General features: G+C 49.0%; 15 protein-coding genes and 1 tRNA gene. 15 read left to right on the forward strand and 1 reads right to left on the reverse strand.

Translation table 11 applies throughout. From position 1 onward, the window contains the following. The first annotated feature begins 9 nt into the window (after positions 1-9). The 12 genes from lgt (at position 10) to C3B51_RS13080 (ending at position 10,581) form a co-directional block, all read left to right on the forward strand. Positions 10-804, forward strand: coding sequence for a prolipoprotein diacylglyceryl transferase (gene lgt, locus C3B51_RS13025; protein ID WP_130245312.1), 795 nt, complete (start codon positions 10-12; stop codon positions 802-804). Positions 805-953: 149 nt separating this feature from the next. Continuing rightward, complete coding sequence (locus C3B51_RS13030) at positions 954-1,787, forward strand: thymidylate synthase (protein ID WP_130245313.1); 834 nt, start codon at positions 954-956, stop codon at positions 1,785-1,787. A 69-nt stretch (positions 1,788-1,856) separates the two neighbouring features. Continuing rightward, a complete protein-coding gene (locus C3B51_RS13035) occupies positions 1,857-2,471 on the forward strand; it encodes a hypothetical protein (RefSeq protein WP_130245314.1) in 615 nt (204 codons plus the stop codon). Between the two features lie 235 nt (positions 2,472-2,706). Then, positions 2,707-3,288, forward strand: a complete 582-nt coding sequence (locus C3B51_RS13040; protein ID WP_125721162.1) for a DUF4402 domain-containing protein — start codon at positions 2,707-2,709, stop codon at positions 3,286-3,288. Positions 3,289-3,319: 31 nt separating this feature from the next. Beyond that, a complete protein-coding gene (locus tag C3B51_RS13045) occupies positions 3,320-3,778 on the forward strand; it encodes a DUF4402 domain-containing protein (protein ID WP_125721160.1) in 459 nt (152 codons plus the stop codon). A 55-nt stretch (positions 3,779-3,833) separates the two neighbouring features. Then, positions 3,834-4,652, forward strand: a complete 819-nt coding sequence (locus C3B51_RS13050; RefSeq protein ID WP_125721158.1) for a fimbrial biogenesis chaperone — start codon at positions 3,834-3,836, stop codon at positions 4,650-4,652. Positions 4,653-4,663: 11 nt separating this feature from the next. Further along, entirely contained in the window at positions 4,664-7,684 is a 3,021-nt protein-coding gene (locus C3B51_RS13055) for a carboxypeptidase-like regulatory domain-containing protein (RefSeq protein WP_130245315.1), read from the forward strand. 12 nt (positions 7,685-7,696) lie between these two features. Further along, complete coding sequence (locus C3B51_RS13060) at positions 7,697-8,386, forward strand: SPOR domain-containing protein (RefSeq protein ID WP_130245316.1); 690 nt, start codon at positions 7,697-7,699, stop codon at positions 8,384-8,386. Positions 8,387-8,453: 67 nt separating this feature from the next. Beyond that, positions 8,454-9,050 (forward strand): FlgO family outer membrane protein, encoded by a 597-nt coding sequence (locus tag C3B51_RS13065; protein WP_130245317.1) that lies wholly within the window; start codon positions 8,454-8,456, stop codon positions 9,048-9,050. Between the two features lie 11 nt (positions 9,051-9,061). After that, a complete protein-coding gene (locus C3B51_RS13070; protein ID WP_125721151.1) occupies positions 9,062-9,715 on the forward strand; it encodes a FlgO family outer membrane protein in 654 nt (217 codons plus the stop codon). Positions 9,716-9,717: 2 nt separating this feature from the next. Next, positions 9,718-10,377, forward strand: a complete 660-nt coding sequence (locus C3B51_RS13075) for a FlgO family outer membrane protein (protein WP_046003493.1) — start codon at positions 9,718-9,720, stop codon at positions 10,375-10,377. Between the two features lie 129 nt (positions 10,378-10,506). Further along, positions 10,507-10,581 (forward strand) — tRNA-Arg (locus C3B51_RS13080). A 129-nt stretch (positions 10,582-10,710) separates the two neighbouring features. Here C3B51_RS13080 and C3B51_RS13085 read toward each other — a convergent pair. After that, the gene (locus C3B51_RS13085; RefSeq protein ID WP_125721149.1) at positions 10,711-11,901 is read right to left on the reverse strand and encodes a flagellar assembly protein T N-terminal domain-containing protein; all 1,191 of its coding nucleotides are present in this window, start codon (positions 11,899-11,901) and stop codon (positions 10,711-10,713) included. A 134-nt stretch (positions 11,902-12,035) separates the two neighbouring features. On the opposite strand from C3B51_RS13085, the gene C3B51_RS13090 reads away from it, so the two are divergent. The 3 genes from C3B51_RS13090 (at position 12,036) to C3B51_RS13100 (ending at position 13,495) form a co-directional block, all read left to right on the forward strand. Beyond that, on the forward strand, positions 12,036-12,530 hold the full coding sequence (locus C3B51_RS13090) for an LPP20 family lipoprotein (protein WP_046003495.1): 495 nt from the start codon (positions 12,036-12,038) through the stop codon (positions 12,528-12,530). A gap of 129 nt (positions 12,531-12,659) precedes the next feature. Continuing rightward, positions 12,660-13,151 (forward strand): ImmA/IrrE family metallo-endopeptidase, encoded by a 492-nt coding sequence (locus tag C3B51_RS13095; protein ID WP_082078806.1) that lies wholly within the window; start codon positions 12,660-12,662, stop codon positions 13,149-13,151. After that, positions 13,151-13,495 carry a hypothetical protein gene (locus C3B51_RS13100; protein ID WP_052713011.1) on the forward strand — a complete coding sequence of 115 codons (345 nt, stop codon included), beginning with the start codon at positions 13,151-13,153 and terminating at the stop codon, positions 13,493-13,495. The genes C3B51_RS13095 and C3B51_RS13100 overlap by 1 nt, the downstream gene beginning before the upstream one ends. The last annotated feature ends 1 nt before the right edge of the window (position 13,496 follow it).

Raw genomic sequence — 13,496 nt, forward strand, 5'->3', positions numbered from 1 at the left:
GGGAAAGCGATGGCTTTGCAGTTTCCAGAAATCGATCCAATTATTTTTTCGATTGGACCCCTAAGTGTACGCTGGTATGGCGTGATGTATCTGATTGGCTTTGCCTTCGCCATGTGGTGGGCAAATAAAGAAGCCGACAAGCCCAACTCGGGCTGGACCAAAGATGAAGTCAGTGATCTGCTGTTTTACGGCATGCTCGGGGTGATCCTGGGCGGACGCATTGGCTATGTGTTGTTTTACCAGTTCAGCCACTTCCTTGAAAACCCAATGTACCTGCTGCGTATTGATCAGGGTGGCATGTCCTTTCACGGTGGCGCGCTGGGTGTGATCGCAGGCATCTTTATTTTTGCCTGGCGATTCAAGAAATCTCCGCTGGCGGTGGGCGACTTTGTGGTTCCCATGGTGCCGGTAGGCCTGCTGGCAGGACGTATTGGTAACTTTATCAATGGTGAGCTGTGGGGCCGTGCTACAGATGTTCCCTGGGCCGTCGTTTTCCCAACGGGAGGCCCGATTGCGCGTCATCCGTCGCAGCTTTACGAGGCGTTCCTGGAAGGACTGGTGTTGTTCGTTATGCTGATCTGGTACAGAAAGCAGCCACGGCCGGCTGGCAGCGTGGCAGGTTTGTTCCTGCTTGGATATGGTACTTTCCGTTTCATCGTTGAGTATTTCCGTGAACCGGATGCCCATATCGGTTTGTATGCAGGTATGATTTCTCAGGGTCAGATCTTGTCTTTACCTATGGTGATCGGTGGCCTGGGCCTGATGCTCTGGAGCCACAAGCGTACTGCAACAGCACGAGCTTAAACTTCGGCGGGCTCCAGATCTCAGGGGCCCGCTTTACTTGCCAACAAATCCCATCGTGAATTAGTTACCCCAGCTTGCGAACGTAGTATACTTTCGTGCCAGATAAGCCCTGAGTCGGGTCATTAGTGAGATCATTTGAGGAGTAAAGCATGAAAGTGTATTTGGAGTTGTTGCGAGATGTATTAGAAAACGGCACCCAGAAAGGGGACCGTACTGGTACTGGTACGCGCTCCGTATTTGGCCGTCAAATTCGTCATAACCTCCAGGATGGTTTTCCGCTGCTGACCACCAAAAAGCTGCACTTTAAGAGCATTGCCAATGAGCTGATCTGGTTCCTTAAAGGCGATACCAATAAAACCTGGTTAAACGAAAACGGGGTGAAAATTTGGGATGAATGGGCACTGGAAAACGGCGACCTTGGCCCAATTTATGGCAAACAGTGGACAGCCTGGCCGACTAAAGACGGCGGAGAAATTAATCAGATTGATTATGTGGTTGATACGCTCAAAAACAACCCGAACAGTCGTCGTATCCTATTCCATGGCTGGAATGTGGAGTATCTGCCTGATGAGTCGATGAGCCCGCAAGAAAATGTCCAGGCCGGTCGTATGGCCTTGCCGCCTTGCCACTTGCTTTATCAGTTCTACGTGGCAGACGGTAAATTATCCGGGCAGCTGTATATTCGCAGCTCAGACATTTTCCTGGGGCTGCCGTATAACATCGCCAGTTTGTCTTTGCTGGTACATATGTTGGCGCAACAATGCGACCTTGAGCCTGGCGAAGTGATTGTCAGCTTTGGCGACTTACATGCTTATTCAAACCACATGGAACAGATTGAGCAGCAATTACAACGTGAGCCAAAGGGTCTGCCCACGTTGAACATTTTACGCAAGCCCGAGTCGATTTATGACTATCGTTTTGAGGATTTTGCCATCGAAGGCTATAACGCCGACCCCAACATTAAGGCACCCGTTGCTATTTAAGGAATTTTTAGCTTATTATCTGTTGTAGGCGGCCAGTGAAGGCCGTCAGGGCAAAAAAGGAAGATAGGAATGTTGTATCACACCCGTGTTAAAAGACGAGGCTTAAATAGCCTGTTGTCCAAAATCCCCATTGCGTTAGTGTTACTGTGTTGTTTGTCTGCGTGTAATACTGCTCCCGCACCGGACCAAGAGGCTGAAGCGCAGGCCAGAGCTGAGCTGATCAAGACCTATAACCAGCATAAAGCACGCATTGAGCGTGTTGCGCAGATGGAACAGGATCTCAGTCAGCTTCTGCAATTGTTGTCTGAAAGTAATCAGATTTCCTCCCTGGAACAGCAATTTACTCAGACAGATAAGCCTGTTATTACCCATCAAGCAACTGGGTCAGAAAACTCCGCTACACATCAGGTTGATGGAAGCCACACCCATCTAGTGCAATTTGGTCGTCACCTGCGAAGTGAACGGGCAAATGCGCAAAACAGGCAGATTGAACAATCCTTGCAACTCATGCAAAGTTACTACCCGGATATGTTTAAAGGCGTGTCTATTTTTTTGCAACAACCTGGGCAAAATGGTACTCGGTTTTATGAGACGCGCGCATCTGGATTCTTGTCTAAACAAGAAAGTCAGTTGTTTTGCCGCTTGATAAAAGCAAGTGGCCAGCCCTGTAAATTAGTTAACTAACTAAAAATATTGAAATATAGCTAAAGGTTTTGTATTTAGGTACGATACAAAGAGGACTGACGAGTTCGTTTACTCTAATATGAGCACTTACTACCCACTGTACTCAGAAGAGCAGAATTACGTCGTCAATAGCATCATTATAAAGTAGTAATAAAGGTGGCGAGCATAGTATTTGCCACCGGTTAATAATTGATATGGCCAAGTGGATTTGGCCGGCACTAAAAAGGACCTACTCATGGATAAGTTAATGAACAAGTACACTCTGCTCTCAATTTTGGCAGTTATGCCAGCTCTATCACATGCCCAACCTGCGGATTTTAAGGCAACGGTTGAGGTAGCAAACTCATTCAACTTTGTGAAAGTCAATGACTTGGATTTCGGTACAATCCGAGCATCTGGTGACGCAGCTGGTGTGGAAACGGCGAGTCTGACCATCGCGGCGAACGCTGCTACCGCGCCCACCGTAGCTTCAACTAACGCGAGCCTGGCAACCATTGCGGTTATTAATCCGGGAACCCCTGCATCGTTTACCGTAGAAGGCGTTGCGCCATATTCTACGCTGACGATTACGGATCCGACGAATACGCTGGTGTCACCTAAAAGCTTGCCACCTGGTACTCCCGGGTTTGTGTTGAGTAATTTTACCTATTATATGACATCTGGCACCCCAGGCCCTGTTGCCGGTACCATTCAGGTTGATGCAAATGGTACAGTGGCGTTCAATTTAGGTGCCACGCTGACCACCACCAGTGCTGCCACTGGTAACTATCTAAATGGTACCTATGAAGGTAGTTTCACCTTAGAGCTCAACTACTAAGTTGTGTTGGCGGGATATCCCGCCTGCTACTATGACTAAGGCTCTGATATGCATCCTGAGTGTATTACTAAGTGCGCCTGGCTATGGCGCAATTACACTCAATAGTGATCTAAACTTTGGCAAAATTATTGTTGCTTCACCTCACCAAATTGGATCTGTCACTGTCTCAACGACGGGGGCCACCAGTTCGTCAGGTAGTATTCATGTGATCCAAAAAGGGCACCCGGCAGAATTATTACTGGAGGATTTTCCAGTTGGTGTGTACCTGAATGTCACAACATACATGCTCAATAATCAATTGAACCATACCAGCCAAAGTACAGCAGGACACTTGGGGATAACAGCGCTACACCATGTCGATAGGGTATATACCGACAGTTTTGGACGGGCCCGCTTAGTGATTGGTGGTACCATGCAAAGCCAGCCTTTAGCACACGCCTATCTGGATGGTAACTATCAGACTACAGTCAGCCTTGAAATAAGTTACTGAATAAGTAAATTACACCGCTTATTCAACAATATGCAGTTAAATAAGGCTCCAAATCATGAATTATGTCACGCTTCGAATCGTGTTTGCCGTGTTACTTTTGTGCACGCTGAAAGTCCATGCGAGCTTGATGATCTCACCCACACGCGTCGTATTTGATGAACGTCAGCGCCACGCAAAAGTTTTTCTTATTAATAGCAGTCAGGAGTATAAAACCTACCGGCTGAGTTTTAAGGAGAAGCGCGCATTGCCACAAGGGGGCTATCAGGATATTGCCAGTGAAGACAATCCAATGCGATTGAGCGAGTTGCTGAGAATGACACCGAAGCAAGTTCGACTGGCACCGGGTGAGCGTCAGGTCGTGAAGCTGGCACTGCGGCGTAAAAGGGATATGGCCGAAGGAGAATATCGCTCCCATTTGTTTTTTCAGGCATTACCAAATGGACAAGAACAAGCCCAACCTGGGGGAGGGATCCGTCTGAACATGATCATGAGCTACAGTATCCCCGTCATTTATCGCCAGTCTACCTCGCTGCCTCAGGTTGAGATTGAACAGGCACAGATACTGCGCAGTGATACAGGCTTATACGACAAAGTTGCCATTACGCTTAAGCGTAATGGCAACGCCAGTTCATTTGGTAATCTCAGGGTGTTGTGGCGTCAAAATCAGCAGGCCCAGTGGCAGCAAATTGCCCTAACCAATAGTTACAGTATCTATCCTGAAGTCAGTCGGGCTCAACTGCAATTGACCATATTAAAACCACAACTGCTTAAAAATCCCCGCTCTGGTCAGCTCAAAGTTGTCTATGACGGTGGCTCGGAATATGCGCAGCAGCAGTTTGCTGAGCGGATATTTACGGTTTCCTCAGGTCAATAGTCAGGCATGTGATGACACGGAATGTGATCCCAATCTGGCTGTTGGCAACCTGGCTGCTTTGTGCGCCTGTAGCTGCCATAGAGCAGGCCAAGTTGACACAGGCGTTGCAAACTTTGCAGCGTGCACAGGCTAAGCTTGCACAAGCAAAAGCGTCTGTAACAGTACAAAACCCAGAACAACAAACAGGCATCCCAGAAGGGGAAGCGTTGTTTCTTTCTGTTTATGCAGATCGAGAATACCTGGGTGAGGTCTTTGCACTAAAAAGTGCGCGCGAGGCTCAAGTCGAACTGCAAAGTCTGATTGCCGTACTCGATTTTGCCATTGACGAGACGGAAGACAATGTACTATCGGGGTGGTATCTCAAGCCGGAGCAATCATTTTCTCTCGATGCAAACCGCTTGCTGGTGAAGCTCAACGAGCGCGAGTTGAGCGTGGCTCCTGAGCTAATCAGCCGTGAAGGCCAAGACATTTACGTTGAAGCCGAGCAACTCATGGAGTGGTTTGGTATTGACTTGCAGTTTAATTATACCGATCAACAACTTTATGTACGTTCAGAGCTCCCATTACCAGCCATTCAAAGGCTTAACCGGGCTAAGCGTAAAGCGACCAATCAGTGGGCAAATAGAGAGTCTCGTTTGCCCTGGAAACCCAACGACTATCTGGCGTTGTCCTCCCCCTTACTCGACGTACAGTTTGGATATCGCCGTGAACTTAACCGTAATGAACCACTCACTATTCCCACCAGTGATCCAGAAAAAGAGACCGCAGACTCACTTTATTACTCAGTATTGGGCGCGCAGGACTTGGCATATTGGAATGTCGAATATTTTGTTGCCGGCAGAGAAGGGGAGTTGCTTGATCAGGGGCGTCTTAAAATAACCAAAGAAGATACGCAAGGAGAGTTGCTGGGCAATATAGCCGCAACTCGTTTGGAGGTGGGTGATATTGTTGCCAGCAGAATAGGCGCAGGTTTGAATAGTAATCAGGGTCTGGGACTGCGAGTGTCAGATACGCCCCTGCAAAGTACCAGTCTGGATAATACCGTACAGATCAGCGGACCTATCCAGGCTGGCTGGGACGTCGAGCTGTATCACAATAACTTGATGATTGCGCAGCAGCTGCAGATCCAGACAGGGCGATTCAATTTTGAAGGGGTCCCTTTGTATTTTGGCGGGAATCGTTTTGAGCTGGTGAAATACGGGCCGCAGGGACAGGTGGAACGAGAAACGAGAAATTACTATGTTGAGGGGACGGGCATTGAATCGGGGCGTGGATATTTTGACGTGTCTATTACCGATGTGGGCAACTCCCTACTGGATAATGAGGCATTTGCATCTGAGCAAAACGGATGGCAGCTTAATGGCCGTTATGACCAGGGGGTTTCCGATAACCTGTCTTTCTATGGCGGCTTTGCACATGCATTCTCTGATGCTGCCAGCATAAGAAGTACCCTGACCACTGGTGCACGTCTGAGTTTGTGGCAAAAATTGCTGCTAAACCTGGATTTACACAGAGACAATGAGGCACAACAACAGGCACAACTCAGTGCGCGCAGTGAGTTGGCTGGACAGGCCATCAGTGCAAGTTGGCTTAACAAGCGCGCCCTTATCACCGGTGGCACTCGTCACGGTGAGCTGTCTGATACTCAAACACTGCAGTTAACTACGTCCGGTGTCGTGCGCGGTGACATGGGCGCCGTTAACTACCAAAACCGCGTGCAATGGCGTGAAAATGACGGAGGTCGTGAGCAAACCGTGGTGACCAGTCAGGTGAGCAGCGCTATCTGGGGGATAAACGTAAGCAACGCATTGCACTGGCAAAATGACAGTGCCGAGGTAGATCACCTACTGAATGGTCAAGTACGACTTCAAAGTCGGTTTGGCCAGGTATTTGGACGCTTAATCTTTGATTACCAGCTGCATCCCGAGCGTGAACTGGTTGCCTATGAAACCCGCTTGTATCGTAGCTTCACCGAGCAGTTCAATGTGGAATTGGGCTTTCGGGATACTGTCGATACTGATTACCATAAAGGGGAACTCGGGCTTAACTGGCTGGGTGATAAAATGCGCGTGAGTAGCTTACTGAGTTACGACAGTGAAGATGAGTGGCAGCTGGGATTAAATGGTCAGTTCAGCTTTGGTTATCATCCACACACAGATCAGGTATTGCTCAGTCGTCGACGCCTGGCAAGTAATGGCGCGGTGCTTATCAAGGTGTATCTGGATAATAATAATAATGGGGTATTCGATGCGGGTGATGAAGTGATGCCTGATGTGCGCGTGCGCGCATTGCAGAACTATTTGCAGGGTACCACGGACGAACAGGGCCTGCTGTTACTCAGTGGTATGCCGTTAAATCAGAAAACCGATATGGTGATTGATATCGACAGTGTGGAAACACCTTTCGTTGCGCCTGCAATGGAAGGCTTAGCTATCACGCCCCGACGTGGCTACGTTGAGTATCTGGAGCTACCTATGGTGAATACCAGTGAAATAGAGGGCATGGTGTTCCAGCAAGAAAGTGAAGAAAATACGCCACTTCCCTATGCCGAAGTAACGCTGATAGATGAGCAAGGGCAGGTCGCTGCGAGTACCCAAAGTGCCTATGACGGTTATTATGTGATCACCGGGATCAAGCCGGGACGCTACCAGGCACAAGTGGCCAATGCGGCAAAACGCGGCCTGACACATGCCGAGGTCACTGAGGTCGCTTTATCGCAACATGGGGATATGCTGCTGGAGGTGGATTTGCAACTGCAAGCGCGCGAAAGTGTCGACGTCACAGTATTATCTGCCGGGCGCTTTACCTCGCTGGCAGTATTAAAAACCTATGCCTTGCTGTTGCGCAAGCGTCACCCGAATTTGATACCTGAACCGCCATTTTATCTTTTTGACGAAAAGGCTGAAACCTATGTGCTGGGTATTGCATTTACCCAAAATGCTGACGATACGACGCAACTGACACAACGTTGTGAAACCTTGAAAACGGTTGGCGTGATGTGTCAGCTGGAACAAACAGAATTAAAACGATAATAGGAGCAAGCGATGAAGTTATTTCCTTATCTGGTATGGCCTTTGCTCAGTTTGCTTAGCGGCTGTGCCAGCACTGGTCAGGACAGCCAACGTCTGGCAGAGCTGGAGCAGCAGCTGACGGAGTTAAACACGCAAGTCGAGCAGATGAAGACGAGTATCGCGCAGTGGCAGCAAGTCGCGCCGCAGGTCAATGAACTTTTAAGTATTGAGCAGGACCTGAATTTGCTGAGCACCCAGTTACAGCTTGCGCTTGCACCCACAGAATCGCAAAGCGAGGTGATGGTGGCACAAATCAGCAAGCCTCCGGGAATTGTTGAGCAAGACAGTAACACGACAAAGGCGGGTGCAGAGCAACAGGCTGCAAATGCGCAACCCAATCAGCCGATACCCGCTACAATTAAAAAAGAAGCTGTGGCTGTGGTCGAGCATCACAATAAAGCGGAGTTTGCGGTGCAACTGGCTGCCACCAGAAAGCAAAGCCTGCTAAAAATGGTCCACCGAAGGCTGCTGCAGGATTATCCAGCGTTGCGCAAACACCCGGTTAATGTGGAGCAAGTTGAGGTCAAAGGGCAAAGGTACTTTCGGCTTAAACTCGGTGCGTTTGAGCGCAAAGAGCAGGGGAGGGCGCTATGTGCTGAACTCAAACCGTTTCATCCTCAGTGCCTGCTGAGTCATTACACAGACAACCCCGTCACACTCTAGCACTGACTATAGTACATTGTGGATCGCTTTTTGCATTTGATTGGTCAAATAGAAAGAGGTGATCATTATGCAATTTCCTGCTGTGATAGTCGCACTGGCCCTGTCGGTGCTGCTCAGTGGCTGCGCTGGCATGCTAAAAGCGCAGCAACAAAAAGAAGTGGAGCAAGCGCCCCCCTTGCCGACTTTGCATCAGTACATGGGGCAACTTGCTGCCGCATTGGGTGAACACAGCCGTCCGCTCAAACCGGGCGCGACTGTCGCGGTGACGAGCTTTTATCTGGCCGATCAGCTGGGCAATGCCGTTGCCAGCAATCAGGGCAGTGGCTTAAGCACCCAGGTTCAGGAAAGCCTGATCAGTTATGTAACGCAGATGGGCCTGGAAGTGGTGGAGTTTCGGCTGCAACGCACTTTAACTTTGGCGGGTAGTGCCGATAACTTATTAAGCCGTGATATTGCCCTGCTGCGCGAACGTCATAAATTTGACCTTGCCCTGACGGGCACCATCAGTGAAAGCCACGACCATTACACGATCAATGCGCGATTGATCACTATGCTTGATAGTCGCACGGCATCCGCTGCGACTATATCCGTGCCCAAGGCGGTGCTATGGGGCAACGAAAAAGCCCAGATGCGAGACGGTAAACTACATCGCGGCCAGTATTAGTGGAGACAAAGATGAAAAAATCTGTGATAGCACTTGTGTTACCCACCCTGACTCTGTTTGGGTGCGCACAACTGGGTATGACAAAACACCAGGAAACCGCCACGTCACCGGGCAAATTCAGTGCCGCTGAGCAGTTTCAGGCTCACCCCAGGGGTGTGCAACAAATGTCCATGTCGCAACGAATGGCGGCTAAAAACGTCACGCACTATGTGCAAAAGCTGATGCAGGACATGGTGGGTAATGTGAAGTACATTAACGACCAGACGCCGGTGGCCGTATCGAGCTTTGTCTTTTTAGACGAAGACTTTAATCACGCTACTTTGCTTGGCAACCAGATTGCCGAAAGCTTTATTCATGAACTGCATAACTTTGGTGTACCGGTTATCGACTTTAAAACCACGGACTTTATGCGCGTCACTAAGCATGGGGATTTTATCTTCAGCCGTGACTTTTTAGAGCTCTCTGATGAACTGCCGTTTAAATACGTGCTGGCTGGGACTTTGGCCCATCATCAGGGCGGGATCTTAGTAAATGCCCGGATAGTGGGTATGCAAAGCAAAGTGGTAGTAGGCACTGCCCAAGGGTTTTTACCTCAGTCAGTGGTAAATGCCTTAAGAGACGGCGCTATCCACGAAGGGATCCGGTTACAACGAGCGGGTGAGTGATCATGAAAACACGCATTCTGAGTGGCTTAACACTGTCGATAGTTATGTTGAGTGGCTGTCAGATGATGGGCACACAGCCTGCGCCACAGGCAGTGGAAACCACCCCTATGACGCCCAAAGTGGCCAAGTTTCGAGAGATAGAAGTGCTTTATGAAGCTCTGGAGGAACAAGCGCCAGAGGCCGAGCAGCCGATTGACCCAGGCTTTATCAGCGAACGACACCGTAAACAGGTGGCTAACTATGCATCCCAGATAGCACTGGAGCTGTCAGACTCTTTATTAGGCGTGCACCCTCATTCCGTGGCGGTCACAAGCTTTGTGAGTTTTGATGATACGCTCAGAAGCAGCAATCAGCTGGGTAATCAGCTTGCCGAGAACCTGATCCATGCTTTTCAAAAGCTGGGTTATGCCGCACTGGATTTTAAGTCACAGCAACAGATCCAGGTCACCCGCAGTGGCGATTTTTTGTTTTCCCGCGATAGCAGAGCTTTACCGGGCAAACCCGAACCCAGTCATGTGTTGTCGGGCACTATGATTTATCGCGACCGGGGCGTAGAAGTCAATGCACGGCTACTCGATTTTGAAAGCCGTTTGGTGGTTGCCAGCTGTATGGTGACTATTCCCTACTTTGTGTTAGATTCAGGCGCAACCGCGGCCAGATAGCCATTTAGCGGCAAAGCGCTGATCTTGCCTTTGCCGTTACTCACCCTCCGCAAAAAAATCATTTATTTTATTAAGAATCAAATGGTTGACCAATTAAGCGAAAACGCTTAGTATTTTTCGCAGCGACACGGCCTCTTAGTTAAATGGATATAACAGCCCCCTCCTAAGGGGTAGTTGCAGGTTCGATTCCTGCAGGGGCCGCCAGCTACTTTTCTTTTAAAACAACCCCGATACAGTAACCAAGCCTCACTCTGAACGACCTGAATTGGTTCAGGTGAACCTCATCATGAGAGGGTGACCAATGTTATCGAGCGTGCTTTTGATGTTGTGCGGCTAAAGCGCAAAGTCTTCCTGGGTTTGTACCATTACTTCTACCAGATCGTTGATCTGAATGTTATTCAGCGGGCGCTTTGATATGTTTTCGGCAATCGCATTTTGTGCATTTACCTGAGTAATACGCACCTGATTGAGGGTCTTAATACTTTGCGGGAAAAATTGGTTGGTTGCGCCTTGCATATCCCGGCGGTGAGAGATTGTCAGTACCTGGCCTATTTCAATACCATGATTGCGGCCCAGGTTGATCACCAGCTTGCCCTGTTCCCGGTGCAGGATCTTGCCCCTGCTGGGCAGGCACGATAATGCCGAATCCAGATCCTGCGCCACGCTGTTAAAGACGCTCTGGATCTGTTTGGCGTAGTTGGTACGCCAAAAGGTATCACTGTAAACATCAACAATTTTGGTCTTTTCGAAAGGCCAGACGCCACTGACGGCATAGTGTTTTTGCCACACTTTGTCACGAGTCAGGGCATCAAATGCTACAAAGTCGATTTTAAAGCTACGCACATATTCCTCGTCTTGCCAAAAGGCGTAGTCATCGTTGGTTTTATCTCCCGCTGCCACGTCCGTGATCTGACTCATCAGCACGTACTGGCTATTGCTTAGGGTGGTCAACGAGTCGATCAGCTGTCCATCGTATTCAAAGCGCTGGGTAAAAAACGGACGGGCATTGATCGCATGCTCCAGATAAGGAATAGGCTTTACGGTAAGATTGCGTTGTGCCAGTGTATGGTACAGACGTTCACTGGCGGCTTTGGCAATGTCAAAAATTTGACCCAGGCGTGCCTGATGCGGCTGAATAAGCTGGCTTTGTGTGATGGTCACCTGCTTTGCCACCGCCGCTTGGGCGCATTGCTCCAGTTTGGGGAAGATATCCAGGTGCAAAGTAACACTGACGACCCCATCTTGCTTTTGTTCAGAAACCAGGTTGATCTGCTGGATCTCGCCATGACTTTTTATCTTGATCTGATCTTGCGTGAGCACGCCGTCGGCCAGGGTCTGAACGCTGGATACGGTCGCACCGGAGAAGATCAGCGCCTGAGTGATGGCATCCTGTACGGCTTCCTGGCGTGCTTCGGCCAGATCTTCGGTGTGCGCATTGGCATAGCCCGTTACTTCAAACCACTCTGCACTGGCCCCAAAACTGGCGGTAGCCAGTAACACACTCATAATACGCGACAATTTCATGACTTTATTACCGAACTCTAAGCAAATCTCTATACTGAATCAGCAAGTCCCGTGCCAATGGTGTTGGCAAGGTTTGTGCATACAGAAACGTTACTTAATGAGATGGCCAACGGGCCACACAGAGGAGTTACCCTATGAATCAGTTTAGAGCGCTTTGGCATCAACGGGTAGTCAGCCTGGTTAAATTTTGTGTTGTTGCAACAGGACTGAGCCTGGCGGGATGTAGCTCTATTATCGACAAGCACGTTGAATACAGTTACGTAAAACCTGACTCTTACCCTGTGCTTAAGGCGGTTGGTTATGCGCCACTGAGTTCACAGCCGGGCAGCAGCGATACAGAAAAAATGCTGATGGCTATTAAGGTATCTAAGCTTGAAGCCTATCGTGAACTGGCTGAGCAGGTATATGGTCACAGATTAAGTGCCAGCACCACGGTACAGGGCGCAATTGCACAAAACGATGGGTTACGCAGCCAGGTACAGGGCTTGATCCGCGGTGCCAAGGTGATGAAGAGCTATGCGGTTGGCGATATTTATACCACAGAGCTGGAGCTGGATATGAAGCGGGTTCACGATTTGTATATTGGTGAAGTGAAACCACGTAAAGTTGAGCGCGTCACGTATTACTGAGTGAGCCTGACGGGTTAGGCGGTAAATTATGTCCTTTGCTTTCATTGTGCCTTCAATTTATACTGTTTAAATATACACACCACCTCAGCTATGCTGAGGTGCAGAGTAAGGTTAGTGGGAGACTTGTCGGTGCTTGATCCGAGAAATGAAGCGCAAAAGGTGCTTAAACGTTTGTGGTGTGACAGCCAGTTTCCGGTTGATCCTGTGACCATTTGTAAGTCGCTTGGTCTGGACGTTGTAGAAATGGCGCTGCCAGATAAGGTGTCGGGGGCGCTGATCAAAGAGGCGGGTGCCGATCCGGTTATCGTGTTACATCAGGATGACCACCTAAATCGCAAGCGTTTTAGCTGTGCCCATGAGCTTGGCCATTATATTTCCCGTATAGAGTCTGACAATACAGACAAAGAATACGAATATATCGACCTCAGAGGCCCTAGCGCGTCTACCGGCGAAGACGAGGAAGAAGTGTTTGCCAACCAGTTTGCTGCCAACTTATTAATGCCCAATGAAGAAGTGAAAAAGCTGCATCGTAAGAAAATGGCCCACTTTGAAATGGCGCTGCATTTTGGTGTGTCCGTTGAAGCCCTCAAGTATAAGCTCAATGCGCTGGAGCTGTTGTAATGACGCAAAACAGGGAAGATAGTAAGGCCGAGCAGTCATCGTTTGTTGCGCAAATTAAACACAACGTTAAAGAGAATAAATTCACCAATGTTGACCCTATGCAGGCGCAAAAGGTCAAAGATGCAGAGTCAGACCGTGGTCTGAAACAGCGTTATGCTTTGTGGTTTATTGTTATTCTTGCCGTACAGCTTTTGATTATGAACTTAGTGCTCGTACTGGTTGGCATGGATAAGCTGCATTTTGAAGAATGGACACTGAATTTATATATGGCGGGAACGCTGGCTGAGGTATTTGGCGTGATTCTGGTGATCACCAAAAACCTGTTTCCCACCAAAGCTGAGTAGC

Origin of the sequence: Pseudoalteromonas rubra (assembly GCF_004212645.1) — a bacterium.
Lineage (GTDB): Bacteria > Pseudomonadota > Gammaproteobacteria > Enterobacterales > Alteromonadaceae > Pseudoalteromonas > Pseudoalteromonas rubra_G.

What these genes read in the sequence shown, in the direction of transcription:
- C3B51_RS13040 (WP_125721162.1), top strand. Translation starts at nt 2,707, where the DNA reads ATGGATAAGTTAATGAACAAGTACACTCTGCTCTCAATTTTGGCAGTT.
- C3B51_RS13060 (WP_130245316.1), top strand. Translation starts at nt 7,697, where the DNA reads ATGAAGTTATTTCCTTATCTGGTATGGCCTTTGCTCAGTTTGCTTAGC.
- C3B51_RS13065 (WP_130245317.1), top strand. Translation starts at nt 8,454, where the DNA reads ATGCAATTTCCTGCTGTGATAGTCGCACTGGCCCTGTCGGTGCTGCTC.
- C3B51_RS13085 (WP_125721149.1), bottom strand. Translation starts at nt 11,901, where the DNA reads ATGAAATTGTCGCGTATTATGAGTGTGTTACTGGCTACCGCCAGTTTT.
- C3B51_RS13075 (WP_046003493.1), top strand. Translation starts at nt 9,718, where the DNA reads ATGAAAACACGCATTCTGAGTGGCTTAACACTGTCGATAGTTATGTTG.
- lgt (WP_130245312.1), top strand. Translation starts at nt 10, where the DNA reads ATGGCTTTGCAGTTTCCAGAAATCGATCCAATTATTTTTTCGATTGGA.
- C3B51_RS13100 (WP_052713011.1), top strand. Translation starts at nt 13,151, where the DNA reads ATGACGCAAAACAGGGAAGATAGTAAGGCCGAGCAGTCATCGTTTGTT.
- C3B51_RS13045 (WP_125721160.1), top strand. Translation starts at nt 3,320, where the DNA reads ATGACTAAGGCTCTGATATGCATCCTGAGTGTATTACTAAGTGCGCCT.
- C3B51_RS13090 (WP_046003495.1), top strand. Translation starts at nt 12,036, where the DNA reads ATGAATCAGTTTAGAGCGCTTTGGCATCAACGGGTAGTCAGCCTGGTT.
- C3B51_RS13035 (WP_130245314.1), top strand. Translation starts at nt 1,857, where the DNA reads ATGTTGTATCACACCCGTGTTAAAAGACGAGGCTTAAATAGCCTGTTG.
- C3B51_RS13030 (WP_130245313.1), top strand. Translation starts at nt 954, where the DNA reads ATGAAAGTGTATTTGGAGTTGTTGCGAGATGTATTAGAAAACGGCACC.
- C3B51_RS13050 (WP_125721158.1), top strand. Translation starts at nt 3,834, where the DNA reads ATGAATTATGTCACGCTTCGAATCGTGTTTGCCGTGTTACTTTTGTGC.
- C3B51_RS13055 (WP_130245315.1), top strand. Translation starts at nt 4,664, where the DNA reads ATGACACGGAATGTGATCCCAATCTGGCTGTTGGCAACCTGGCTGCTT.
- C3B51_RS13070 (WP_125721151.1), top strand. Translation starts at nt 9,062, where the DNA reads ATGAAAAAATCTGTGATAGCACTTGTGTTACCCACCCTGACTCTGTTT.